Consider the following 24,365-nt stretch of genomic DNA (forward strand, 5'->3'; position numbering starts at 1 on the left):
CTTCACGGTCGCCAGCGCCGCGGGGATGTCGGGGTCCTCGGTGAAGCCGTAGCGCACCGTCATCCGGTAGAAGCCCTGCCCCTGCGCCGCCACCTGCACCCGCTCCTCCTCGTCCACCACCGGGATCTCCAGCACCTCCACCGTGAGCAGCACCACCCGCTCGTGCAGCACCTTGTTGTGGATCAGGTTGTGGAGGAGGGCCGGCGGGGTGCCGTCGCTGCTCCCGTACATGAACACCGCCGTCCCCGGCACGCGCGTGGTCTTGGTCCGCTCCACGTCGCCCAGGAAGAGCTTGAGCGGCAGGGTGGAGGCCTGCATCCGCCCGGCCAGGATCTGCCGCCCCTTCTTCCACGTGGTCATCAGCGTGAAGATCACCGCCGCCACCGCCAGCGGGAACCAGCCGCCATGCGGGATCTTCTCCAGGTTCGCCCCCCAGAAGGCCAGGTCCACCACCAGGAAGGCGGCCGCGAGCCCGCCGGCCTTCCACCACGGCCAGTGCCAGCGCGTCCGCGCCACCGCGGTGAAGAGGAGCGTGGTGAACACCATGTCGGTGGTCACCGCCACCCCGTACGCGTTGGCCAGGCTGCTCGACTCGCGGAAGCCGGCCACCAGCCCCAGGCAGGCCAGCATCAGCAGCCAGTTGACCCCGGGGATGTAGATCTGCCCGATCTCGCGCGACGAGGTGTGCTCGATGTGCACGCGCGGGAGGTATCCCAGCTGCACCGCCTGCCGGGTGAGCGAGAACGCCCCCGAGATCACCGCCTGGCTGGCGATCACCGTCGACGCCGTGGCCAGCACCACCAGCGGATACGTCGCCCAGCCGGGGGCCAGGAGGAAGAAGGGATGCTCGGCGGCGGACGGGTCGTTGATGATCGCCGCGCCCTGCCCGAAGTAGTTCAGCACCAGCGAGGGGAGGACCAGCGCGAACCAGGCCATGCGGATCGGCCGCTTGCCGAAGTGCCCCATGTCGGCGTACAGCGCCTCGCCCCCGGTCACCGCCAGGAACACCGAGCCGAGCACGAAGAACGCCGCCCCGCGGTTGCGCACGAAGAAATCCACCGCGTGCAGCGGGCTGAACGCCTCCAGCACCCGCGGGTGCCGCGCGATCTCCGCCGTCCCCAGCGCGGCCAGCACCAGGAACCAGAGGAGCGTCACCGGCCCGAACACCCGCCCGATCCCCCCCGTCCCGTGCCGCTGGACCAGGAAGAGGCCGACGAGGATGACGATGGTGATGGGCACCACGTAGGGCGAGAAGAACGGCGTGGCCACCTCCAGCCCCTCCACCGCGCTCAGCACGGAGATGGCGGGGGTGATCATGCTGTCGCCGTAGAGGAGCGACGCGCCGAAGAGGCCCAGGAGGACGAGGATCCCCGCCTTCCCGCCCGCCGCCGGGGTGCGCGGCACCACCAGCGCGGTGAGGGCGATCATCCCGCCCTCGCCGCGGTTGTCGGCCTGCATCACGAAGCCCAGGTACTTCACCGAGATGACCAGGATCAGCGCCCAGAAGATGAGCGACAGGATCCCCAGCACGTTGGCGGGGGTGGCGGCGATCCCGCTCTCCGGCCGGAACGCCTCGCGCATGGCGTACAGCGGGCTGGTGCCGATGTCGCCGTACACCACGCCCAGCGCGGCGAACGCCAGCACGAACAGGTACCGGCCGGTGGGCTGCTCCCGCGCTTGCGACATTCAGTCGGGGCTCCAGAGGTGGGTCCGGGATCCGCTCATTCAGAGCTCAGCGGGCATTGGACACTGGGTACTGGGCACTGGGTACTGGGCACTGGGCACTCGGCACTCGGCACTGGGCACTTCACAGCTCGATCTGCGCGCCCAGCTCCACCACCCGGTTGGGCGGCAGGGCGAAGAACGAGGTGGCCGGGCGTGCGTTGCGCGCCATCACCGCGAACAGCCGCTCGCGCCAGAGCGCCATCCCCGGCCGCTTCGAGGGGATCAGCGTCTCGCGGCCCAGGAAGTAGCTGGTGTGCGCCGGGCGCAGGTCCAGCCCGTCCACGTGGATGCCGGACAGCGCCCGCGGCACGTCGGGATCCTCCATGAAGCCGTAGCTCAGCGTCACGCGGTAGAAGCCCTCGCCCAGCGCCTCCACCTCGATGCGCTGCTCCTCGGCCACGTGCGGCACCTCCTGCGTCTCCACGTTCAGGAACACCGTCGTCGCATGCAGCACCTTGTAGTGCTTCAGCGAGTGCAGCAGCGCCGGCGGCGTTCCCTGGCGGTTGCCGTACATGAACACCGCCGTCCCCGGCACCCGCGTGGGCTGGCTGCGCCGCACGTCCTCCAGGAACAGGTCGATCGGCAGCGTCGTCTCCACCATCCGCTGCCCCAGGATCCGCCGCCCCGTCTTCCACGTGGTCATCGCCGTGAACACGATGGCGCCCACCAGCAGCGGGAACCAGCCGCCGTGCTCGATCTTGGTGGCGTTCGCCAGGAAGAATGCCAGGTCGATGATGAGGAAGAAGAACGCCGGCACTCCCGCCTTCAGCGCCGTCCAGCCGAAGCGCTCGCGCGCCACGAAGTAGAAGAGGATGGTGGTGATCCCCATCGTCCCCGTCACCGCGATCCCGTACGCCGCCGCCAGGTTGCTGCTGCTGCGGAACCCCAGCACCAGCGCGATGCAGGCGATCATCAGCATCCAGTTGACCCCGGGGATGTAGATCTGCCCGATCTCGCGCTCAGAGGTGTGCTCCACGTCCACGCGCGGCGTGTATCCCAGCTGCACCGCCTGGCGCGTGAGCGAGAACGCGCCCGAGATCAGCGCCTGGCTGGCGATCACCGCCGCCGCCGTGGCCAGCGCCACGAGGGGATACAGCGCCCACGACGGCGCCAGCCGGTAGAACGGGTTCTCCACCGCCGTGGGGTCGCGCAGCAGCAGCGCGCCCTGGCCGAAGTAGTTCAGCAGCAGCGCCGGCAGGGCCACGGTGAACCACGCCAGGCGGATGGGGTCGCGGCCGAAGTGCCCCATGTCGGCGTACAGCGCCTCGCCGCCGGTGACGACCAGGAAGACGGAGCCCAGCACCAGGAAGCCCTGGTACCCGTGCTGGAGCATGAAGCGCAGCGCGTGGTGCGGGCTTACGGCCAGGAACACCGAGGGATAGCGGACCGCCTCCACGATCCCCATCGCGGCGATGCTGGCGAACCAGACCAGCATCACCGGCCCGAAGATCCGCCCGATGGCCGCAGTCCCCCGGCTCTGCACCACGAAGAGGCCCACGAGGATGAAGATGGAGATCAGGATGATGTACGGCTCGAAGAAGGGGGTGGCCACGTTCAGCCCCTCCACCGCGCTCAGCACGGTGATGGCCGGCGTGATCATCCCGTCGCCGTACAGCAGCGCGGCGCCGAACACGCCCATCAGCGCCAGCACCATCGCCAGCCCGCGCGGCTTGCCGCCGCGCGGGGGCGCGACCAGCGCCAGCAGCGCCAGGATCCCGCCCTCGCCGCGGTTGTCCGCGCGCATCACGAACAGCAGGTACTTGACCGTGACCACCAGGATCAGCGACCACACGATCAGCGACAGGATCCCCACCACGTTCTCGTGCGTGGGCGCGATGCCGCTGGAGTGGTGGAAGCACTCGCGCAGCGCGTACAGGGGGCTGGTGCCGATGTCGCCGTACACCACGCCCAGCGCACCGAGGGCAAGGGTCAGCAGGTACCTGCCCCTGGGCGCGCCCTCGTGCGGATGCGAAGCGGTCACGTTGTCCGATAGCCGGTTCCGAGCCAGCGCCGCGGGCCGAATCCGATCGGTCCCGCGCGGCTGGTCGTACGTTGCAACCAAGGTGCCGGTTGCGGAGACACACGCCCGGCAAGGCGCGACAAGCTTGCGCCGCTCTCCCGCACCGTCAACGCTTGCGGCGTCGAGGAGAACGGAAAACTGCGGGTGTGGGCGTGTCCCTCCGCTTCGCTCCGGGCCGGGCTGCGCGCGCGGTAGGCAACGATACAACTGTTGCCAACCGCGCCGGGCCCCCGCCGCGCCCCGCATCCGCGCGATCCCCGGCGATGATGCACGCGCGGCGGGTTCCCGGCCCTCCGGGCGCGCATCCCTCACGCATCCGGCGCGAAAATTCCCCGCGGGAGTCCGCGAAGGCGGACTTCGGGCCGTGGTTGCCGCGACTTCAGTCGCCCGTTGCGAATCCGGGCCGAAGCAGAAACCCCTCCCCCGCCCCATCGCGGGAGAGGGGTCCTTGCCCCACCGTCGATCTTCGTCGATCAGGGAGTCAGCGCGGGCGCATCCAAAGCGGCACGGCTTGGCATTCGACGAATCTCCTCAGTCGAATGCGCCCGCCGCGGCGCCTTCCTCGGCGGAGGCGGCCACGCCGCGGATGCCGAGCACCTCCTTCACCTTCTTCTCGATCTCGACGGCCAGGTCCACGTTCTCCTGCAGGAACGCCTTCGCGTTCTCGCGTCCCTGGCCCAGGCGCACGTCGCCGTAGCTGAACCAGGCGCCGGACTTCTGGATCACGTCGTTCTCCACCGCCAGGTCCACGATGATCCCGTAGTGGTCGATGCCGACGTTGAACATGATGTCGAAGTCGGCCTGCTTGAACGGCGGCGCCACCTTGTTCTTCACGATCTTGGCGCGCGTCTTGTTGCCGACCAGCGCCTCCTTGTCCTTGATGCTCCCGATCCGCCGGATGTCGATGCGCAAGCTGGCGTAGAACTTCAGCGCGCGACCGCCCGTCGTGGTCTCGGGGTTGCCGAACATCACCCCGATCTTCTCGCGGATCTGGTTGGTGAAGATCACCGTGGTCTGCGAGCGGTTGATGGCGCCGGTGAGCTTGCGCAGCGCCTGGCTCATCAGCCGCGCCTGCAGCCCCACGTGGCTGTCGCCCATCTCGCCCTCGATCTCGGCGCGTGGAACGAGCGCGGCCACCGAGTCGATCACGATCACGTCCAGCGCGCCCGAGCGCACCAGCACCTCGCAGATCTCCAGCGCCTGCTCGCCCGTGTCGGGCTGCGAGACCAGCAGGTTGTCGACATCCACGCCCAGCTTCCGCGCGTACTCGATGTCGAGCGCGTGCTCGGCGTCGATGAACGCGGCGATCCCGCCCGCCTTCTGCGCGTTGGCGATCACGTGCAGGCAGAGCGTGGTCTTGCCGGAGCTTTCCGGCCCGTAGACCTCGGTGATGCGCCCGCGCGGCACCCCGCCGATGCCGATGGCCGCGTCGAGGTTGATGGCACCGGTGGGAATGGCGCTCACCTTGATCATGGGGCCGTTCACGCCCATGCGCATGATGGAGCCCTTGCCGTACGCCTTCTCGATCGTGCCGATGGCCACGTTCAGGGCCTTCTTCCGGTCGTCGGAGACGATGTCCTTGGTGCTGATCATCGCTTCTGGATCTCTCGTTGGAGGGGGCGTGCTGTGGGCGTCTGAATACCCCGGCCGCGGCGCGCGGTTCCCGAAGAACACCCGAAAGTTTACAGCGCCGGATCGCGGCGCACAAGGGTTTCGTGCGGCCCGGCCGTAAACGTTCGCGGCTCAGGTCAGCAAGGCGTGGATGACCTCTTCGAACGCGGCGGCGGCGCGTTCGATCCCCGCGTCGTCCACGTCCAGGTGGGTGACGGCGCGCAGGCGGCGGGGGCCGAACTGGGTCATCCACACGCCGCGCTCGGCGAGGCCGCGGAGGACGGCGGCGGGGTCCAGCCGCTCGTCGACCAGGTCGATCATCACGATGTTGCTCTGCGGCTTGAGGACGACCGTCACGTCCTGCCGCGCGCAGCGCCGGGCCAGCGCGTCGGCGCGGCGGTGGTCCTCCTCGAGCCGGCCGAGGTTGTGGCGCAGCGCGTGGAGCCCGGCCGCAGCCAGGATCCCCACCTGCCGCATCCCGCCGCCCAGGCGGCGGCGGACGCGCCATGCCTTCTCCATCGTCTCCGCGCTGCCGGCCAGGATGGAGCCGACGGGGGCGCCCAGCCCCTTGGAGAGCGCCACCATCACCGTGTCGGCGTGCGCGGCGTAGGCCGACATGGGGAGCCCGGTGGCCGCGGCCGCGTTGGGAAGGCGCGCGCCGTCGAGATGCACCTTCGCCCCGCGCTCGCGGGCCACCTCGGCCACGGCCTGAAGCTGGACGAGGCGGAGGACGCGCCCGCCGGCGGTGTTGTGCGTGTTCTCCATGCAGACCACGGTCGTCCGCGCGAAGTAGGGCGACGCGGGGCGGATGGCCGCCGCCACCTCGTCGGGCTGCAGCATCCCCGTCCGCGACGGCACGGCGCGGAACTGCACGCCGCCGAACTGCGTCACGGCGCACTCCTCCCAGTTCAGCATGTGGCCGGTGGCGTCGATCACCGCCTCGGTCCCGGGCTCGCCCAGGACGAGCATGGCGGTGGTGTTGGCCATCACGCCGCTGGGGAAGAAGAGCGCGCGCTCCTTGCCCAGCAGCTCGGCGGCGAAGCGCTCCAGCTCGGCGGCCGTGGGGTCGTCGCCCAGCACCGCGTCGCCCACCTGGGCCTCGGCGATCGCGCGGCGCATCTCCGGCGACGGCCGGGTGACGGTGTCGGAGCGCAGGTCGACCGGCTGCTCGGGCGTGCTGGGCGGCATCGGGAACGCTCTCGGAAGATCGGGTGCGGGTACGCCGACAAGATCCCCCGCCGCGCCCCCGGTGACAAGCCCTGCTCCCGCCCGCGCGACGGGGTCCGCGGCCCGTACGCTTCGCCGGAAGTGCGTGAGTGCGGGAGTGCGTGAGTGCGCGGAGATGCAGCGCACTCGCGTCCCGTCGCGGACGGCTGGTCAGCCGCGCGTGAACTCCTCGGGCTGCATGCGGCCGTGCAGGTCGCCCACGTCCGGCGGCGCGTCGCCGCGGGCGAGGCCGGCGCGTTCCCATGCGTCCACGCCGAGGGCGCGGAGGACGTCCCGAAGCACGCTGCTCAGCTCGTACATGGTGAGGTTCCGCGTTCGAGGTGGGGGCGGCCCGTGTGCCGCGGTGCTGCTGCCGATTCGTCGATCCGTTCGAGGAAGAAAGACCCGCTCGCCTCCCCGGGCGCGCGGCCCGGGAATGGAAATAACAGACAGGCGTCACGTCCGAGGCGGGCGCACTCTACATGGATCCCGGCGACCTGTCAAGTTTCTCAATTTAGACGTGAATAGATTACGGTTCCCTTGTAATTTTGCGGACGGACGAAGTGGCCAAACCATCCCCGCGCGGTGCATTTACATCCGTGGTGAGCGCACGATTACGGCACTCTGATGGGGCCGCCGCTGACACACAGCTATCCACTTTGCAGAGTGGGAGAAAGCTCGGCACGGACGAACGCTAGGGCGCGATAAGGTCGTCCCGGGGATGGTCGCGGCGTGCACCTGCGTGAGGGATGCGCGCCCGGAGGGCCGGGACACCGCCGCGCGTGCGCGGATGCCGATCATCGGGCGGATGCGGGCGCGGCGGGGGCCCGGCGCCGTTGGCAACAGCAGTATCGTTGCCTACGGCGCGCGCAGCCCGGTTTGGCGTCTCAGCGCCAAACACGCCCAAGAAACAGAAGTGCGAGAGTGCGAAAGTGCGAAAGTGCGAGAGCAACCACGCACTCTCGCACTTTCGCACCTTCGCACTCTCGCACTAAAAACCCCTCACACCGAGCAGATGTAGAGTCGCGCGGGAAGGATGTTGAGCGGCTCGAACGCCTCGCGGATGTCGCGGAACTCCGGCTTCAGGAAGCGCGAGACGGCGCGCGAGAACTGGTAGACGAGAAAGCGCCCGCCCGGCCGCAGCGTCTGGCGCGTGGCGCGCACGATGGCGGCGCTGACCTGCTCGGGCATGGTGCTGAAGGGGATGCCGGAGATCACGTAGTCGGCCTGGTCCAGCCCCAGCTCGCCCAGCACGCGCCCCACGTCGGCCGCCGAGCCGTGCACCACCGTGAGCCGCGGGTCGGGGATGGAACGGCGCAGGAACTCCACGAACTCGTCGTTGGTCTCGAACACCACCAGCCGCGCGTCGCGGCGCATGCGCTTGAGCACCTCGGCGGTGATGTTGCCCACGCCCGGCCCGTACTCCACCACGACGCGCGCGCGCTTCCAGTCCACCTGCCGCATCAGGTCGCGCACCAGGAAGCGGGAGCTGGGGATGATGGAGCCCAGCATCCGCGGGTGCTTGAAGAAGTTCCGCGCGAACAGGATGATCTGCCTGCGCCGCGACGCCGCCGTCTTCGCCATTCCGACTCTCCGTCCTGATGCACGGGGGGACGATCTCACCACGGGAAGCAGGCAACCTGCGCCCTGAGGGCCGCGCCGCGCAAGCGCACGAAGCGGGCCGCCGTCCACGTTCGCCGGACGGCGGCCCGCTCGCCACCCCTCGCGCGCGGGGTCGGGCCCCGCTCACCTCAGCCCGTCGCGCACCTGCTGCGCCAGCGCCAGGTGCCTCACCACCGCGGCGCGCATCTCGGTGGTCATGCGCACCGTCTCGATCGAGGCGCCGGTGCGCAGGGAGGGAAGCATGTTGTCGAGGGTCCGCAGCGCGTACTCGTGCGCGGCCACCTGCCGGTCCATGTACGCCCGGTCGAACTCCACCCCGCGCAGCCCCTGCAGCCGCTGCATGGCCGCCATGTGATCGTCCACGATGGGGCGGCTGTAGTCGCTGGACATCAGCATGGCGTGCAGCCGCGGGTCGCCCACGGCCAGCACGTTCGTGCTCTCGCGCGCCACCACGGGGCCGGGCGCCATCGATCCCGATCCGGCCTGCGCGGTGGCGGGCTTGCCGCCGGGGTGGTCGCCGCCGGCGCTGGCCGGCTGCGGCGCGTCGGCCGCGAACAGGCTCTGCCCCGCGCCCACGGTGCCGGTGGGGTGGCCGGCGTTGTTCTCGGGGATGGGCTTGCCGTTGCGGTCCAGCAGCTGCCCGTTGTTCCCCAGCGCGGCGCCCGCCGGCGTGCCCTGCGCCGGGTCGTGCGTGGAGACGCCGGTGCGGGTGGCGTTCACGCTCACGCTCCCCGAGCCCACCGCCACGCCGTTGGCTTCGCCGTTGTTGGCGATGATGGGCCGGCCGCTGCCGGGGTCGCGGTTCAGGTCGGTGCCCGCCGCGCTGAAGCCCGTGCTGCCGTTGGGCGAGCCGGAGTTGTTCTCGGGGATGGGGCGGCCGCGCTGGTCCACGCCCTGCGCGTTGCTGCCGCGGTTGTAGCTCACGTCGGCCAGCTCGCGCCCCAGCAGCCCCATCCGCATCATCGACAGCTGCACCCGGTCGACGCCCTGGCCGTGGTCGTCCACCATCATCCGCGCGAAGTCGCGCACGCGCGGGCTCAGCGCCGCGTCGAGGGCCAGCCGCCCTTCCTCCACCTCGCCGACGTTGACGGCCAGGAGCGCGTGGTGCGCCGCGCTGTCGGCCGACTCGGGGCCGGCCGCGTACACGCTCGGCCCGGTGGCGAACCCGGTCAGCGCCAGCACGGCGGCGCCGCCCACCGCCGCCCTCCGCGCCGGACTCCTTCCGATTGTGTCCATCATCCCCTCCTGCAACGGTTTCCGCCATTCCCGCGGGCGCCCCGGCCCGCATTCCCCTCTGTCGTCGGCCGTCCGGGTGAAGCGAGGCGCGTTGCAAGGCCGGGTCCACAGACGTTCCATCATCCCCATCTAAATTGTTGTTAAATATACAGATAGGAGACTCGCACCGAGACGCGGAGAGCGCCGGGCGCGGGATGAGCCCTCCGCGGTTTTCCGCGGCTCCGCGTGAGAACTTCCGGTTCTGGCGACCTCGAGACGCGGCGAAGCCCTCCCCCGCGCGGGGCGGGAGAGGGCTTCGCGGGAGACGCGATGGGGACGGGCTAGACGCGCAACTTCGTCCAAAGCACGATGGCGCCGCACATCGAGCCGCGCAGGTTGCGCACGAACTCGACGGGGATGGTGGAGGCCTCGTAGATCTCCACCCCCTCCAGGTCGGTTGGCTGCACCAGGTCGTCGACGGTGGCGGTGGCGCCGTACATGCTCACCTGCACCCCGTCGATGAACACCAGCGGCTCGCACCCGCCGCGGCCGCGGATGGCGTAGCCGGTGCCGCGCGTGGGGCGCATCGACAGCCCGGCCACGCGCCGCAGCAGGTCGGTGGTGCGCGACGCGTGGCTGGCCTCGATGCGGTCGCGGGTGATGAAGCGCCCGTAGCGGTTGGCGCGCAGCCGCTGGTAGTACCCCGCCAGCCAGGCCGGCGGCTGCCGCGTGCTGGCGCTCACCTCCACCGGCTCCAGCGCCACCGCCTCGGTGGCGATGTGGAAGATCACGCTCACCGAGTCCAGGTAGTCGATCTGCACCCGGTCCGACAGCGTTCCCGCGTATCCCACGCGGGCGGCCGCCAGGCGGTAGATGCCCGCGCCGGGAACGTCGATGTCGAACGCGCCGGTGGTGTCGGTCAGCGTCCGTCCGCGGACGGCGCCGGCCTCGGAGCGCAGCTCGACCTGCGCCTGGTTGATGGGCCGGTCGGTGCCGCGCTCCAGCACCCGCCCGTGGACGGACTGCGCGGTGGCGGTCGAGGCGGCGGCGCAGAGGAGCGCCGCGGCGGCAAGGAGCGGGCGCATGGCGTGCCTCCCGCGGGAAGGGATCGGTCCGGCGCCCGCAGGCGTACGGCCGAGGGCGGCGCCCCGACCGGGGTGCCGCAAGATGGAACGAACGGCAGGGGCTTTTTCTAGCATGGAGCGCGCCGCGGCGGCGCCCCGTTTAGACTATCGTTGCCTCGCGCGACGCCCGCGCGCAAGGTTCACGCGCGCGCCACCCTCCCGGCGCGGCCCGCGAGCACGCAGATTCAGGGCGCCGCGCCGGCCCGGAGCGCCGGACCCGCATCACCCCGCGATCCCGTCCCCCACGGAGGAATGGACACCCCCGACCCCCGCACGCACGCCTCCGGGCCCGCCCGCCGCGGCTGGTGGGCGGAGCTGCGCCGGAACCTGCGCACCGTCCCGAACCAGCTCACCGTGCTCCGTCTCGCTACGGTGCCGGTGCTGTGGGTGCTGATGCTGTTCGGGCACCCGGTGTGGGTGGGCGTGGGGGTGATGGTGGCCGCCGCGACCGACGTGCTCGACGGCTGGCTGTCGCGCCGGTGGCACCAGACCAGCGAGTTCGGCAGCCGGATGGACTCGGTGGCCGACCACCTGCTGGCCATCTCCATGACGCTGTGGCTGGTGCTGCTGCGGCCCTTCTTCTTCCGCGAGCAGAGGTGGCCGCTGATCGCGTGGGCGGCGTTCGCGCTGCTGGTGCTGCTGGTCAGCTGGCTCAAGTTCCGGCGTTTCGTGGACCTGCACCTGTACAGCAGCAAGGCGGCGGTCTTCCTCTCCTGGTGCTTCGGCATCCCGCTGCTGATCGTCGGCCGGTACAGCCACGCGCAGTTCTGGATCACCATCGGCGCGTGCTTCCTGGCCGCCGCCGAGTCGCTCGCCGTCGTTCTCACGCGCGACGAGGTCGACGAGCACATCGGCTCCATCCTGCTCAAGCCGCCATCGTCGTCATCTGGTTGAACTGATTGGAACTGCGGGGTCTGGGCGTGTTGGGCGCTCAGACGCCCAAACGGGCTGCGCGCGCGGTAGGGCACGATACAACCGTGCCCAACCGCGCCGGGCCACCACCGCGCCAGGCATCCGCGCGGATCATCGGCGACGGCGCACGCGCGGCGGCGTCCCGGCCCTCCGGGCGCGCATCCCTCACGCAAATGCTTGCCCCGCGCTGAGTTCCCCCCTCCCCTGCGCAGCGGGGGAGGGGCCGGGGGAGGGGGCCAGCCCGCCGCCGCGCGAATCCCCGCCCTCCGCACGGATGTCCTCACCCCTACCCCTCCCGGTACGGGAGGGGTGGCGAGCCTAGGCGAGCCGGGGAGGGCGAGCCGGGGAGGGCGAGCCGGGGAGGGCGAGCCGGGGAGGGCGAACCGCAGCGGCGGACCGCCGCCGCCCGCGCGGGGTATCCCCGCGGCGAGCCGGGGCACTATCTTGCTCCCCCGATCTCCCTGACGATTCGCTCGAGCACCGGAGCCGACCCGATGTCTTTCATCCCCTGCGGCCGTACGCTCTTCCGCGGCGCGCTGGCCGTCGCCTTCACCGGCACGGCCGCGTGCGGCAACTCGGGCCAGGCCGCGCCCGACGCCCGCACCGACGCCGCACCGGCCACGTCCGAGGCCGCCCCCGCAGTGCCCGCCGACGCGCCGCTCGCCGTCGTCTACAAGAGCCCCACCTGCGGCTGCTGCAACGCGTGGGTCACCCACATGCGCGAGAACGGCTTCCGCGTGGAGACGCACGACACCGAGGCGGTCGACTCCGTCAAGGACAACGGCAGGGTGCCGCAGGGCGCGCGCTCGTGCCACACCGCGCGCGTGGGCCCGTACGTGATCGAGGGCCACGTCCCCGCCGACCTGATCAAGCAGCTCCTGCGCGAGCACCCGCAGGACGTCGCCGGGCTGGCGGTGCCGGGGATGGTCACCGGCTCGCCCGGCATGGAGGGCCCCAACCCCGAGCACTACGACGTGATCGCGTTCACCAAGGACGGCCAGACGCGCGTCTACGCCTCGCGCTGATCCCCGGCGATACCTGACGGCGCGGGCCGGGAGCGATCCCCGGCCCGCGCTTTTCATTGCATCTCCTCCACGAACCACGCAGGATTGGGAGATGAGCGAGAACGAGATGAAGCTGATGTACTTCCGCGCCGACTGGTGCGGCGTCTGCCACGAGAAGAGCCCCGTGGTCGACCAGGTCGCCGCCGACGCCGGCCTCCCGCTGGAGGTGGTGGACTGGGAGACGGAGGAGGGGCAGACCCGCGCGCTGGGGCTGCGCGTGTCCGGCGTGCCCACGCTGGCGCTGGTGGACGGCGAGCGCGTGCGCTTCCGGCTGGTGGGCAGCGCGATCACGCCCGAGACCGTCGCGCACCTGATCGGCATGTACCGCCCGCGGCAAGGAGGGGGAGATGGGGACCGCTGACGACCTGCGGATGAAGCTCTCCGCCGCGCAGCAGGAGGCGCTTCGCGTGGGCGACAGCCCGCTCCGCGCCGACGCCCTCGCCGACCGCATCCCCGCGCTGGCCGCCGCGGTCGAGACCACCGACGTCTCCGACGAGATCAAATCCCGCGTCCGCGCCTCGCTGGCCGACGCGGAGCGCGTTCTCCGCCGCGACGACGACGGCCGCGAAGCCGCGCGCCATCTCCAGACCGCCATGAGCCACCTCCCCGGCGGCCGCCCGCGTGCCCCCTCGCCCTTCGGCGACGACGATTGATACCGCCGCCTGTTGGTTGTGCATTCCCAGACGTCCCAACAGCACTGAATCACACGGAGGAAACGGAGGGAACGGAGGAACCCAGTCAGTCCTCCGTTCCCTCCGTTTCCTCCGTGTGAATTCACTTCATTCGTGATGGCCGCGGCAGCGATGGCTCCCCACGTAAAACGCGCGTTTACATCCGCCAGTAAAAATAGGCCATATTTCGCAACTCGTTGTGATGCAAGGGAGATGAGGAGGAGGTTGAGAGGAGGTTGATCGCGCGTGAGAGGAGAGAGAAACGCACTTGAGGGCGCGGGCGCAGCGTGTAGCGCGTGAGGGGCGGGCCAGACCGCATCGCCCCCACCGAACCGCCACCCGGACCTCGACCGATGCGCGCCATCCGCCCGAACCGCACCCTCCCCCGCTCCACCAACCTCCTGCCGAGCCGCGACGCCGCTCGCCGCACCCGTGCCGTCGCCCCTGCGGCCGAGCCGTCGGCGCGGGCGCTCGCGCTGGCCGAGACGCGCGCCGCCGTTGCCGCGGCCGCCAACGAGAGCGGCACCGCGGCGGGCGCGCTCCGCGTGGCGCTGCGGGAAATGTGCACGCGGCTCGGCTTCCCGGCCGGACGGGCGATCGTGCTCGACGCCGCCGGGCGTGCGCGGGACGTGCTCTGGCACGGCTCGCCGCGGCGCTTCGCCGCGTTCCGCGATGCCTCCACTGCCGTGGCACCGGCGGACGTGCGCGGCGTGGCGGGGCGCGCGCTGGCCGTGGCCGGGCCGGTGGGGATCGCCGACGCGGACGAGGACCCGACGCTGGCGGTGTGGGCGGAGGCGCGGCGGGCGGGGCTGCGGAGCGCGCTGGCGTTCCCGGTGGCGGCGGCCGGCGGCGCGGTGGCCGTGGTGGAGGCCTGGTCGCCGCGGCCGGAGGCGGAGCGCGCGGTGCTCGACGCCTGCGCGTTCGCGGCGCGGCAGCTGGGCGCGGCGTTCGAGCGCGAGGCGGAGCGCGCCGCCCTCCGCGCCGAGGCCGGCCACCTGCGCGCGGTGGTGGCCGCGGCGCCGGCGGGTGCGGTCGCGTTCGGCGCCGACGGCCGGCCGGCGCTGTGGACCTCCACCACCGAGGCGCTGCTGGGCGGCGCGCCGTCGGAGGGCGCGGCGGGGTGGCGCGGCGCCCGCGCGGCGGCCGACGCGGCGATCGGCGGGCGCGAGCCCTCGACGCGGATGCTGCGCACCGGCGACGGGCGCGCGCTGAAGCTCCGCATCTCCCCGGCGTTCGTGGCGGACGGCGGGCAGGGCGCGGCGGGATGGGTGTGGAAGCCGCGCACGCCGGCGCCGGCGGCCGTCCCCGCCGCGACGGAGACCCGTTGGCCGGAGCAGGCGCTGGCGACCGTCGTGCACGACCTGCGCAGCCCGCTGAGCGGCATCACCCTGGCGGCCGAGTCGCTGCTGCGCGTGGTTCCCGCGGACGAAGAGCGCGTGCCCGAGCGGCGGCTGCTGGGCGCCATCACCAGCGCGGCCGAGCGGATGCGCCACCTGCTGAACGACCTGCTCGACACGGCACGGATGGACGGCGGCGCGCTCCCCATCGCCCCGCGGCCGGTCGCAGTCGGCGCGATGCTCGACGACGCGGCGGAGGCGCAGCGGCTGCAGGCGGAGGCGCGCGGCATCACCCTGAGCGTCTCCCCGGCACCGGCGTGCGAGGTGATGGCGGACGAGCGGCGAGTGGCGCAGGTGCTCCAGAACCTCGTCGGCAACGCGCTCGCCTACACGCCGGCCGGCGGCGAGGTGACGCTTTCCGCGGAGCTGCGCGGGGACGAGGTGCGCGTTTCCGTGCGCGACACGGGGCGCGGGATCGCGGCGGCGGACCTGCCACGCGTGTTCGACCGCTTCTGGCGCGCCGCCGACGCCCGCGGCAAGGGCGCGGGTCTCGGCCTCGCCATCGCGCGGGGGATCGTGGAGGCGCACGGCGGCGCCATCCACGCCGAGAGCACCGTCGGCCGCGGCACCACGATCGTCTTTACCCTCCCCCTCGCGGCGGAGATGGCGCTGGCGGCGTGATCCGCAAAGTCCTAAGTCCTAAGTCCTAAGTCCTAAGTCCTAAGTGCTGAACTGCACAAACGATAGCGATCCGGCAACTCAGGACTTGGGACTCAGGACTTAGGACTAACCACTTAAAGCTCCGCGGGGATGCGGGGGGTGGCGAGGACCTTGTCGACGCGGTTGCCGTCCATGTCCATCACCTCGATGCGCCACCCCTCGTGCTCCACGTGCTCGCCGGGCGCGGGAACGTGGCCCAGGAGGGTGAAGACGAGGCCGCCGACGGTGCGGTACTCGCGCGGCTCGCCGCGGCGCTCGGGAAGGCCCAGCGCCTCGCGGAAGTCGTCGATCGGGTAGGAGCCGTCCACCAGCAGCGACCCGTCGTCGCGCCGCACCACCGGCGGCTGCCCCGCGCCCGCGGCGGAGAGGTCGCCGGCGAGCTCCTCCAGCACGTCGGTGAGCGTCACGATCCCCTCCACCCCGCCGTACTCGTCGACCACCACGGCCAGGTGGACGCCGCTCTCGCGGAACTGCTCCAGCAGGTGCAGCGCGCGCGTGCTGCTGGGGACGAAGTGCGGCGCGTGCGTCTGCGCCTCGAGCCCCGCGTCGGCGCCGGCCAGGCGCGCGGCCCACAGGTCCTTCACGTCCACCATCCCCTTCACCTCGTCGAGCCCGCCGTCGCACACCAGGTAGCGGGTGAAGCGGTGCTCCACCATCTGCCGCCAGCTCTCCTCCGGCGGGTCCTGCAGGTCCAGCCAGACGATGCGGTGGCGCGGCGTCATCACCGCGTCGACGCGCTGGTCGCCCAGCCAGAACACGCGCTCCACCATCTCCGCCTCGTCCTCGTGGAACACGCCGGCCTGCGTGGCCTGCTCCATCATCACCGAGATCTCGCCCTCGCTCACCGGCGGCTCGGCGCCCTTGCGCACGCGCAGGATGCGCAGGAGCACCTCGGTGCTCACGGTGAGCATCTTCACCGCCGGCGCGGCCAGGAAGGAGACGGCGTTCATCGGCCGCGACACGGCGGCGGCGATGCGCTCGGGCGAGTTCAGGCCGATGCGCTTGGGCACCAGCTCGCCGATCACCAGCGACAGGTAGGTGATCACCAGCACCACCAGCGCCAGGGAGAGGGTCTCCGCGTACGGCGCCAGCGCGGGGACGCGGGCGATGGACGGCGCCAGCTCCCTGGCCAGCGTGGCGCCGCCGAACGCGCCCGCCAGCGTGCCGATCAGCGTGATCCCGATCTGCACGGTGGAGAGGAAGCGCGTGGGCTCCTCGGCCAGCGCCAGCGCCCGGCGCGCGCCCGTGTCGCCGGCGTCGGCGCGCTCCTGCAGCCGCGCGCGCCGCGACGACACCACGGCGATCTCCGACATCGCGAACACGCCGTTCAACACGATCAGAACCAGGATCAGCGCGATCTCCAGGCCGATTCCGGACATGTGCCCTTTCGCCCGCGGGTGGTGGATGGCGCAGCCGCCTTCCGCCCCAATCTAGCATGCCGTTCGGGTCAGACCACCGCGCATTCCCGCAGCGGACGAGGCCGGGGCTTCCGCGCGGAGCCCCGGCCTCGTCGTTCTGCGGAGATCAAACAGAATTGACTCACACGGAGGGAACGGAGGAAACGGAGGCCCGCGATGAGTTCCTCCGTTACCTCCGTTCCCTCCGTGCCGTGTGAGACTCTTATTGAATCAGGCCATCGCTCAGCGGCCGGCGTCGCGCGCGGAGGCGCGGAACTCCTGGAAGCGGCACCCGTCCAGCGGCACGAAGACCGAGCCCGGGCGCGACGCACCCGGCGCGGCGTAGACCGGAACGCCCGCGAAGCGTCCGTACGCGGCCACGCTCCCCGGCGCCAACTCGCGCGCGGGGCCGGTGCGCACGTACGTGGCGGCGCCCAGGCGAATGCTCTCGCCGCGGGCGAACCAGCGCGCGGCGGCGGCGCTCGGCACCGCGGGATAGGCGGTGCGCAGCGGCAGCCGGTTGCCGCGCACCACGGCCACCGTATCGCCCGACTCGTCGTCGATCATCCCGAACACCTGCACCGGGCCGCTCGCCTGCGCCATGCACGCGGTGAACGGGCGCGTGGCGTGCGCGTTCCCCTCCCCGTGCACCGCCGAGTCCTGCGGCATGGAGCGGGGGATGGAGATCGCATCGGGGCGATGGAAACCGGCGGGAGCAGCGGCGGCGAGCGCCGGGACGAAAGCCAGCACGAAGATCGTAAGCGGCGAAAGGCGGGGAGGATTCATGGCCGTGCACGACTGGGGGAGATGGAGATGATGGGGATCGGCATCCCCACCGCAGAGGCGTAAGCGGTGATCCGCTCGCGCCGCGCCAAAGCTGGCAGGGCGCGTGCCCTTTCTCCCCCCGATGTGCAAGTGATGCGATCACAATCGTTTGCGATTCCCCCCCGCCGATCATCTCCCACCCGCGGTGCTCCGAATCATCACCATCATCCGCATCAATCCGTTACAGATTCGCTATTCGTCCCCGCACTGATCCGGATGCGATCACCGCCTCGCCGACCGTCCCCGAATCACGGACATCTCCACCGCTCTCCGACGGCCGCAGCAACGCTCCGTGGCAGCGACTTGTAACGCGGCGTTGCGGCTCCGCGCTGCATCTCCATCGATCTGAACTTTCAAGTCGCTGCGATTCATCGACTTACGACGCGCTGCACGAACGGCTCGGCGCGTGCTTCAATGGCGCGGCGACGGGAGCGTCGGGGCGGGCGACGTGCCGGTTCCTTCTCCCGATCTTCATCTCAGCCGGAAACAATGCTCTGCGTTCACCTGCCGCCCTCCCCCTCACGCGCCGCCGGGGTGCCAGCCATCCGGCCGGCACCCCGGTCGCCTGTCCCGCCCCGAACGAACCGGGCGACGCACCCCGTGCGTCGCCCGGTCGACTCTTCGATCCCAGCGCGGGCCGCGTCAGGCCTGCTGCTTCGCCGGCTCGCCCTCGGGCTGCTTGAGGCCCGCGAAGGGCACCGTCACCGGCGCGAACTCCTCCGGGTGCTGCACGCGGAAGACGAACGCCGCCAGCGCGCCGCCCACGATCGGCCCCACGAGGTAGAGCCAGACGTGGCCGACCGCGCCGCCGCCGAACGCCGCCGTGACGATCGCCGGGCCCAGGCCCACGGCGGGGTTGAAGGCGCCGCCGGAGACGGGGCCGCCCGCGAAGGCGCCGGCCATCACCGTCAGCCCGATGGCCAGGCCGAAGTACGAGTTCCCCTCCGCGGCGCGCGTCGTGGCGACGTTCAGCACGACCAGCGCCAGCGCGAAGGTGAACAGCACCTCCACCGCCAGTGCGGCGGCGACCGGGGCGGTGGCTGCCGGCGCGGGCATGAACGTCTGCCCCACGATGCCGTACACCGCCAGCGCGGCCAGCGCGGCGCCGGCCACCTGCGCCGCCATGTACGCCGCGGCCTCGCCCGCCGCGATCCTGCCGCGCAGCAGGATGGCGGTCGTCACCGCGGGGTTGTAGTGCGCGCCCGAAACGGCGCCGCCCATGTAGACCATCACCATCAGCGCGGCGCCGATGGCCAGCGGCGCCAGCGGCAGCCCGGCGGTCACCGTCAGCCCGATCGTCAGCACCAGGAAGAAGGTGCCGATCGTCTCCGTCAGCAGCTTGCGAGTCATGCGTCCCTCGGTGGGGCGGGGTGAACGAGAGTGGATTCGGAAGGAGACGCAAATGTATACGACGGAGATGGATACGCCTAGTCCCGCGTGCGCCGGAGGCGGGACGGCCCGTCCACGCGTCGCGCGGCGGCGCGTTCAGGCCGATCGAGAGCGCAGGGAAGCCGCACGACTTTTGTCGAAAAATCGCATGCGCCCGTCGCTCCTTCGGAGGCGGAATTCGCGCGGAAATACAGGCTTCCGGTGCGAATTTCTCAGCATCGGCCGCGACAAGGTCAGGAGATTCTTGACAGTTCGTCCCACGCGTGCAACTGTTCCCGCGATCGGTAACAGTTGTGCGCGCGCGTGGCGTGATCGGGGCGCCGGACCGGATCCCGTGATGACCCGGCCGGGCCGACCGTAGCCCGCGCGGAAGGGGCCGCGGCATGTAGCGCCGCCGCCCTGCGGCATCAATGGAGTCCACGCCCGGCCCCGCGGGTTCAGGCCGGGAGCATCATGATCCCGCGTTCCAGCCCACTCACCCTCCCACGGGAAAAGGACCGCATGGAGACCCGCTCCACATCTCCCGCGCCCGCCGCGGCACGCCGGCCGCGGCGGGGATTCGCGCGCGCGCTGCCGTTCGTGGCCACCGCCGCGGCGGCCGCGCTGCTGGCGGCGGCGAAGAACGGCAGCGCCGGCGCCGCCCCGCCGCCGCACGCGGCCGTGACCGACACGGTTCCCACCGCCATCACCTGGCGCGAGCCCGACTCGGTGAAGAGCGTGAACGGGCTGCTCGACGTGACCCTGGCCGTGGTGCAGGCCAACGTGCGCGTGCCGCTGGACTCGACGAAGACGCAGTCGCTGAAGGCGTACCGCCTCCTCGTCGCCAACGGCGTGCGGGTGAACCGGCCGCCCAGCTACCCCGGCCCCACCTTCATCGTCCAGCCGGGCGACCGGGTGCGCATCAACCTGATCGACAGCCTGGGGACGTCGGACAACACGGTGTGCCAGCGCTACAACGCGTCGGCCGCCGGGAACGACACCTTCCCCGAGTGCTTCCACGGGCCCACGTACACGAACCTGCACTTCCACGGCTTCCACGTGACGCCGCAGGACTCGGGCGACAACGTGCTGCTGCAGATCGCGCCGGGGAAGTCGTTCCAGTACTCGTTCGTGATCCCCATGAACCAGTCGGCGGGAACGCACTGGTACCACCCGCACAAGCACGGCTCGGTGGCGCTGCAGGTGAGCAACGCCATGTCGGGCGCGTTCATCGTGCGCGACACCACCACCGGGCTGGACTCGCTCGACAAGGCGATGGGGATCCGCGAGGTGCTGGCCGCGGTGCAGCAGGTGGACTCGAGCATGAACCTGGTCGACAAGGGGCTCGCGGCGTCGAACACGGTCAACGGGCTCAGCTCGGCGCAGTTCCCCCTCCGCCCGGGCGAGGTGATCCGGCTGCGGCTGGTGAACGAGAACGTGGCCAACTCGGCCAACTTCCGCATCTTCTTCAGCTCGACCACGGGCCCGCTTCCCCAGGCGTACGACATCGCGCGCGACGGGGTGCAGTACGACAACGCCAACTACGACCTGGGCTCGCCCGACACCACCCTGTACATCTACCCGGGGAACCGGCTGGACCTGTACGTGAAGGCGCCGAACGTGTCGTCCGGCACCTTCGAGATCGATGCGCAGTCGGTGAGCACCGAGCGCAACTCGCGCAAGGTGCGGCAGGCGGGGATCCGGCGGATCCTGCAGCGGCCCGGACGGCTGCTTGGCTTCCGCATGGTGCGGGCGGCCCCCGGCGAGACGTACGCCACGCAGCTGCCGCAGGCGCTTCCGCCGCTCCCCGGGTTCCTGGCCAACATCGGGGTGACGAAGGACACGGCGGTGGTCGTGTTCAACGACACGGGCTTCGCCAACCGCTTCACGTCGCCGACGAACCCCACGCAGAACCCCACGCAGTTCTACCTGGGGACGTTCCAGAACCCGTACATGCAGTTCAACGACACCCTCGTGTACATCCCCCGCACGCTCTCCGGGCGGCGGGTGCCGATGGTGCTGGGCGACAGCCAGACGTGGTTCATCATGAACCGGGGCGTGTCGAAGAACCACCCGTTCCACATCCACATCAACCCGTTCCAGATCATCCACGTCAACTACGGGCCCGGCGACAGCTTCGCGAGCTACTACGCGTTCCTGAACGCGGCGGCCGACTCGGGGCACCCGGTGTGGTCGGACGTGTTCCCGCTGCCGCTGCCGTACGTGCCGTCGGGCCAGACGGACTCGGTCCCCGGCTCGGTGTACATCAAGCAGCGCTACGACGACTTCGACGGGTGCCCCAACTGCGGCCCGGCGTGGGGGGATTTCGTGATGCACTGCCACATCCTGGGCCACGAGGAGCGGGGGATGATGCAGCTGATCGGCATCTTCCCGTCCCTCGCCGAGGCGACGACGTACATGAACGCGCACCCCGTGCCGGTGCTGCGTGGGCTGGCGCCGCCGCCGTCGCGGCAGCGCGCGCGTCCGCGCTCCGGCCCCGGCTCGGGGACCGGCGGCGGAGGAGGCCACGGCGCCGGGACGGGCGGTGGAGGCGGCGGCGGTGGCCATCACCACTGACGACGCGCTGACGCCCTGCGTGCGGCAGCCCGGAGATCGCTCGATCTCCGGGCTGTCTTTTTTCTCACGCAGAGTCAGCAGGGTCAGCAGCAAACTGCAGCTGTTCTCTCTGCTGACCCTGCTGACTCTGCGTGAGACTATCCCTTTTCTCCGTTCGCCCCCTCGTCGTAGACGGCGATCGCGCTGGTCTTGAGGAGGAGATAGAGCTCCGTGCCGGGGCCGATCTCCAGCTCCGCGAGCGCGTCGGCCGTGACTTCCGCGACCAGCGGCGGCGCGCCGGGAGCCACGCGGGAGGAGACGAGGTGAAACGCGCCCGCCGTCTCCACCGACTCCACGCGCGCGGGGACGGCGTTGCGCGCGGAGATGCCGGCCGGCGGCTCCAGCGCCAGCACCACCTCGTCCGCGGGGATGCCGACCATCAGCCGTCCCCCCGGTGGGAGCGACGAGCGCGGCACCGTCAGCGCGGGGCCGCCCGTCCCGTCGCCCAGCCGCACGCGCGTCGTCTCCGCCCCCGTCTCCACCACCACGGCGGGGATGACGTTCTGGTACCCCTCGCGCTCCGCCAGCGGGAAGACGTCCGGCCGGCGCAGCACCGCGCGCGGCTCGCCCCGCGCCACGATCCGCCCCTCGCGCAGCACCACCAGGTCGTCGCAGAGCGCCTGGACTTCGACGGGATCGTGGGAGACGAGGAGGACGGGGAGGCCGAACTCGCGCTGCACGCGGGCGAGGAAGGGGAGCACGCGCCGCCTGAGCGCCGCGTCGAGCGAGGCCAGCGGCTCGTCCAGCAGCAGCAGCCGCGGCCCCGAGCAGAGCGCGCGGCCCAGCGCGACGCGCTGCCGCTCGCCGCCGGAGAGGGTGCGGACGGGGCGGTCGAGGAGCGGCTCCAGCTCCAGCACGCGCACGACGGAGTCGAAGGAGACGTCGCCCCCGTGGCCGTTGCGGAGCGCGCGCCCGTGCCCCGCGCGCAGGTTCCCCCGCACGTCGAGATGGGGAAAGAGCAGCGAGTCCTGCGGCACGTACCCCACGCCGCGGCGCTCGGGGGGAACGCGGATCCCGCGCGCGCTGTCGAGCCACGTCTCGTCCCCGAAGCGGATGGTGCCGCGCGCATTGCGGCGCAGCCCGGCGACGGTCTCCAGCAGCGTCGTCTTCCCCGAGCCGGAGACGCCGAACACGCCGGTGACGCGGCGGGTGGTGGCGAAGCCGACGTCCAGGTCCCAGCGGCCCAGCGGCACGCGCACCTGCACCGACAGCGGCGGCGTGTCCGTCATCTCCGCGCCGCGGCGGCCCGCGTCTGCGACAGCGCTTCCGTCGCGTAGACGGCCGCGAACCCGGCGACCAGCGCGATGGCCAGCAGCGCGTTCGCCTCGCCCTCGCGGCCTGCCTGCTGCGCGCTGAAGATGGCCGTCGCCAGCGTCTGCGTGCGCCCGGGGATGTTGCCCGCGAGGATGATCGTCGCCCCGAACTCGCCCAGCGCGCGGGTGAAGCCCAGGATGAGCGCCGCCAGCAGCCCGCGCGCGGCCAGGGGGAGGGTGAAGCGGAGGAAGGTCGCCGCGCGCCCGTGGCCCAGCGTGCGGGCGATGTCCTCGTAGCGCGGGTCCACCGCCTCGAAGGAGACGCGCGCGGTGCGGACGACGAGCGGCGTCGCCATCACCGCGCAGGCGATGACCACGGCCTTCCAGGTGAGGATCACGTCCAGGTCGATCCCCGTCGTCGCCCGCCCCAGCGGCCCGTCGTACGCGAACAGGCGCAGCAGCAGGTAGCCGACCGCCGTCGGGGGAAGGACGAGGGGGAGGGAAAAGAGGGTGGAGACCACGCGCTTCCCGCGGAACTCGCGGCGGGCGAGGGCGTAGGCGACGAGGGTGGCGGGCCCCATCACCAGCAGCATGGCCAGCCCGGCCCAGGCCACGCTCGATTCCAGCGCCCGCAGCGCCGCCTGGTTCACGGCCTGGCCGCCGTCTGCGCGCCCACGGGGATGAAGCCGTGCTTCGCGAACACCCGCGCCGCGTCGGCCGTGGAGATGTACGCCAGGAACCCGCGCGCGCCCTCGGGGTTCGCCCCCTCGGCCACCTGGGCGACGGCGTAGCGGATCGGCGGGCCGTCCTTCACCTCGTACAGCACGCGCGTGCGGTCGGCGAAGGCAAGCTGGTCGGTGCGGTAGACGAGTCCCGCCACGTCGGGGTCGGCGGCGACCAGGCCGATCGCCGCGCGCACGTCCGGCGTCGGCGCGATCCGCGGCTGCACCGCGTCCCACAGCGGCTTCCCGTCGCACCGCACCGCCGTCATCCACTTCTTCGCATAGATCCCCGCGGGGACAGCGGAAGGATCACCTGTCGCCACGTGCTCGAAGGGGAGCGTGGCCAGCGCGCAGGGGCCGTCCATCCGCGCGGTGCTGTGCGTGCTGGCGACGACGACCAGGGTGTTGGAGAGGAGGTCGCGCCGCGTGCCGTCCACCAGGCGGCCGCGGTGCTGCACGGTGTCCATCCACGCCTCGCTGGCGCTCAGGAACAGGTCCATCCCCCGCGCCGCGCCGATCTGGTGCGCCAGGTCGTTGGAGCCGGCGAAGTTGAACGTCACCTGCGTCCCCGTGCGCCGCTGGTAGTCGGCCGCGAGCTCCTGCAGCGACTCGCGCAGGCTGGCGGCGGCGAACACCACCACCTCGCTGCGTGCGGGCGGCCTGGCGGCGTCGTCGCGCGCGCACGCGGCCAGCGCGGCCATCGTCATCGCGATGAGGATGCAGCTCTTCATGATGTCGGCCCCGGGTGGAGGATCAGAATCTATGGCGCGGGGGGAGATTGCAGAACAGTTGATACGGTCGCTACCGGGATCGTGGACGCGTCGCGCGGCATCGCACCCTCTCCGGCTCGCCTGCGCTCGCCACCTCTCCCGTAGTGGCGAGGACGCGTGCGCGGACGGCGGCGATTCGCGCCGCGCGGGATGGCCCCCTCCCCCAGCCCCTCCCCCGCTTCGCAG

20 protein-coding genes are annotated in these 24,365 nt (G+C 71.7%); 6 read left to right on the forward strand and 14 right to left on the reverse strand.

Annotated elements, in window-relative coordinates:
- The 8 genes from VF092_16130 to VF092_16165 form a co-directional block, all read right to left on the reverse strand.
- A partial coding sequence (locus tag VF092_16130; GenBank protein HEX6748827.1) for a KUP/HAK/KT family potassium transporter occupies positions 1–1,686 on the reverse strand: 1,686 nt, incomplete at its 3' end.
- A 121-nt stretch (positions 1,687–1,807) separates the two neighbouring features.
- A complete protein-coding gene (locus tag VF092_16135; GenBank protein HEX6748828.1) occupies positions 1,808–3,706 on the reverse strand; it encodes a potassium transporter Kup in 1,899 nt (632 codons plus the stop codon).
- Positions 3,707–4,276: 570 nt separating this feature from the next.
- Positions 4,277–5,338 carry a recombinase RecA gene (gene recA / locus VF092_16140; GenBank protein ID HEX6748829.1) on the reverse strand — a complete coding sequence of 354 codons (1,062 nt, stop codon included), beginning with the start codon at positions 5,336–5,338 and terminating at the stop codon, positions 4,277–4,279.
- A 150-nt stretch (positions 5,339–5,488) separates the two neighbouring features.
- The gene (locus VF092_16145; protein HEX6748830.1) at positions 5,489–6,544 is read right to left on the reverse strand and encodes a GntG family PLP-dependent aldolase; all 1,056 of its coding nucleotides are present in this window, start codon (positions 6,542–6,544) and stop codon (positions 5,489–5,491) included.
- A gap of 189 nt (positions 6,545–6,733) precedes the next feature.
- On the reverse strand, positions 6,734–6,883 hold the full coding sequence (locus tag VF092_16150) for a hypothetical protein (protein HEX6748831.1): 150 nt from the start codon (positions 6,881–6,883) through the stop codon (positions 6,734–6,736).
- A 681-nt stretch (positions 6,884–7,564) separates the two neighbouring features.
- The gene (locus VF092_16155; GenBank protein HEX6748832.1) at positions 7,565–8,146 is read right to left on the reverse strand and encodes an rRNA adenine N-6-methyltransferase family protein; all 582 of its coding nucleotides are present in this window, start codon (positions 8,144–8,146) and stop codon (positions 7,565–7,567) included.
- 162 nt (positions 8,147–8,308) lie between these two features.
- A complete protein-coding gene (locus VF092_16160) occupies positions 8,309–9,421 on the reverse strand; it encodes a DUF4142 domain-containing protein (GenBank protein HEX6748833.1) in 1,113 nt (370 codons plus the stop codon).
- A gap of 320 nt (positions 9,422–9,741) precedes the next feature.
- The gene (locus tag VF092_16165) at positions 9,742–10,485 is read right to left on the reverse strand and encodes a TonB-dependent receptor plug domain-containing protein (GenBank protein HEX6748834.1); all 744 of its coding nucleotides are present in this window, start codon (positions 10,483–10,485) and stop codon (positions 9,742–9,744) included.
- A gap of 291 nt (positions 10,486–10,776) precedes the next feature.
- Between VF092_16165 and VF092_16170 the strand changes: the two genes are divergently transcribed.
- From VF092_16170 to VF092_16190, 5 genes are all read left to right on the forward strand, one after another.
- Entirely contained in the window at positions 10,777–11,418 is a 642-nt protein-coding gene (locus VF092_16170; GenBank protein HEX6748835.1) for a CDP-alcohol phosphatidyltransferase family protein, read from the forward strand.
- 512 nt (positions 11,419–11,930) lie between these two features.
- Positions 11,931–12,461: a DUF411 domain-containing protein gene (locus VF092_16175; GenBank protein HEX6748836.1), complete on the forward strand. Its 531-nt coding sequence runs from the start codon at positions 11,931–11,933 to the stop codon at positions 12,459–12,461.
- 91 nt (positions 12,462–12,552) lie between these two features.
- Complete coding sequence (locus tag VF092_16180; protein ID HEX6748837.1) at positions 12,553–12,861, forward strand: thioredoxin family protein; 309 nt, start codon at positions 12,553–12,555, stop codon at positions 12,859–12,861.
- Positions 12,848–13,153, forward strand: a complete 306-nt coding sequence (locus tag VF092_16185; GenBank protein ID HEX6748838.1) for a hypothetical protein — start codon at positions 12,848–12,850, stop codon at positions 13,151–13,153. The genes VF092_16180 and VF092_16185 overlap by 14 nt, the downstream gene beginning before the upstream one ends.
- A 371-nt stretch (positions 13,154–13,524) precedes the next feature.
- A complete protein-coding gene (locus VF092_16190; protein ID HEX6748839.1) occupies positions 13,525–15,189 on the forward strand; it encodes a HAMP domain-containing sensor histidine kinase in 1,665 nt (554 codons plus the stop codon).
- A 113-nt stretch (positions 15,190–15,302) separates the two neighbouring features.
- Here the strand turns inward: VF092_16190 and VF092_16195 are convergent, their stop codons facing one another.
- From VF092_16195 to VF092_16205, 3 genes are all read right to left on the reverse strand, one after another.
- Positions 15,303–16,607 carry a hemolysin family protein gene (locus VF092_16195; GenBank protein HEX6748840.1) on the reverse strand — a complete coding sequence of 435 codons (1,305 nt, stop codon included), beginning with the start codon at positions 16,605–16,607 and terminating at the stop codon, positions 15,303–15,305.
- Between the two features lie 261 nt (positions 16,608–16,868).
- Entirely contained in the window at positions 16,869–17,411 is a 543-nt protein-coding gene (locus VF092_16200; protein HEX6748841.1) for a hypothetical protein, read from the reverse strand.
- A gap of 681 nt (positions 17,412–18,092) precedes the next feature.
- Positions 18,093–18,800, reverse strand: coding sequence for an aquaporin (locus VF092_16205; protein ID HEX6748842.1), 708 nt, complete (start codon positions 18,798–18,800; stop codon positions 18,093–18,095).
- Between the two features lie 540 nt (positions 18,801–19,340).
- On the opposite strand from VF092_16205, the gene VF092_16210 reads away from it, so the two are divergent.
- Positions 19,341–21,395 carry a multicopper oxidase family protein gene (locus VF092_16210; GenBank protein ID HEX6748843.1) on the forward strand — a complete coding sequence of 685 codons (2,055 nt, stop codon included), beginning with the start codon at positions 19,341–19,343 and terminating at the stop codon, positions 21,393–21,395.
- A 137-nt stretch (positions 21,396–21,532) separates the two neighbouring features.
- Here the strand turns inward: VF092_16210 and modC are convergent, their stop codons facing one another.
- The 3 genes from modC to modA are packed head-to-tail and all read right to left on the reverse strand — an operon-like array spanning position 21,533 to position 24,140.
- Positions 21,533–22,663, reverse strand: coding sequence for a molybdenum ABC transporter ATP-binding protein (gene modC / locus VF092_16215; GenBank protein ID HEX6748844.1), 1,131 nt, complete (start codon positions 22,661–22,663; stop codon positions 21,533–21,535).
- A complete protein-coding gene (gene modB / locus VF092_16220) occupies positions 22,660–23,337 on the reverse strand; it encodes a molybdate ABC transporter permease subunit (protein ID HEX6748845.1) in 678 nt (225 codons plus the stop codon). The genes modC and modB overlap by 4 nt, the downstream gene beginning before the upstream one ends.
- Positions 23,334–24,140 carry a molybdate ABC transporter substrate-binding protein gene (gene modA, locus VF092_16225; protein ID HEX6748846.1) on the reverse strand — a complete coding sequence of 269 codons (807 nt, stop codon included), beginning with the start codon at positions 24,138–24,140 and terminating at the stop codon, positions 23,334–23,336. Before modA ends, modB begins: the two co-directional genes overlap by 4 nt.
- Positions 24,141–24,365 lie beyond the last annotated feature (225 nt).

It is taken from the genome of Longimicrobium sp. (genome assembly GCA_036377595.1).
GTDB lineage: Bacteria > Gemmatimonadota > Gemmatimonadetes > Longimicrobiales > Longimicrobiaceae > Longimicrobium.

Excerpts from the sequence above, each read along its gene's own strand:
- recA (HEX6748829.1), bottom strand. The coding sequence starts at position 5,338 with ATGATCAGCACCAAGGACATCGTCTCCGACGACCGGAAGAAGGCCCTG.
- VF092_16145 (HEX6748830.1), bottom strand. The coding sequence starts at position 6,544 with ATGCCGCCCAGCACGCCCGAGCAGCCGGTCGACCTGCGCTCCGACACC.
- VF092_16150 (HEX6748831.1), bottom strand. The coding sequence starts at position 6,883 with ATGTACGAGCTGAGCAGCGTGCTTCGGGACGTCCTCCGCGCCCTCGGC.
- VF092_16155 (HEX6748832.1), bottom strand. The coding sequence starts at position 8,146 with ATGGCGAAGACGGCGGCGTCGCGGCGCAGGCAGATCATCCTGTTCGCG.
- VF092_16160 (HEX6748833.1), bottom strand. The coding sequence starts at position 9,421 with ATGGACACAATCGGAAGGAGTCCGGCGCGGAGGGCGGCGGTGGGCGGC.
- VF092_16165 (HEX6748834.1), bottom strand. The coding sequence starts at position 10,485 with ATGCGCCCGCTCCTTGCCGCCGCGGCGCTCCTCTGCGCCGCCGCCTCG.
- VF092_16170 (HEX6748835.1), top strand. The coding sequence starts at position 10,777 with ATGGACACCCCCGACCCCCGCACGCACGCCTCCGGGCCCGCCCGCCGC.
- VF092_16175 (HEX6748836.1), top strand. The coding sequence starts at position 11,931 with ATGTCTTTCATCCCCTGCGGCCGTACGCTCTTCCGCGGCGCGCTGGCC.
- VF092_16180 (HEX6748837.1), top strand. The coding sequence starts at position 12,553 with ATGAGCGAGAACGAGATGAAGCTGATGTACTTCCGCGCCGACTGGTGC.
- VF092_16185 (HEX6748838.1), top strand. The coding sequence starts at position 12,848 with ATGGGGACCGCTGACGACCTGCGGATGAAGCTCTCCGCCGCGCAGCAG.
- VF092_16190 (HEX6748839.1), top strand. The coding sequence starts at position 13,525 with ATGCGCGCCATCCGCCCGAACCGCACCCTCCCCCGCTCCACCAACCTC.
- VF092_16195 (HEX6748840.1), bottom strand. The coding sequence starts at position 16,607 with ATGTCCGGAATCGGCCTGGAGATCGCGCTGATCCTGGTTCTGATCGTG.
- VF092_16200 (HEX6748841.1), bottom strand. The coding sequence starts at position 17,411 with ATGAATCCTCCCCGCCTTTCGCCGCTTACGATCTTCGTGCTGGCTTTC.
- VF092_16205 (HEX6748842.1), bottom strand. The coding sequence starts at position 18,800 with ATGACTCGCAAGCTGCTGACGGAGACGATCGGCACCTTCTTCCTGGTG.
- VF092_16210 (HEX6748843.1), top strand. The coding sequence starts at position 19,341 with ATGGAGACCCGCTCCACATCTCCCGCGCCCGCCGCGGCACGCCGGCCG.
- modC (HEX6748844.1), bottom strand. The coding sequence starts at position 22,663 with ATGACGGACACGCCGCCGCTGTCGGTGCAGGTGCGCGTGCCGCTGGGC.
- modA (HEX6748846.1), bottom strand. The coding sequence starts at position 24,140 with ATGAAGAGCTGCATCCTCATCGCGATGACGATGGCCGCGCTGGCCGCG.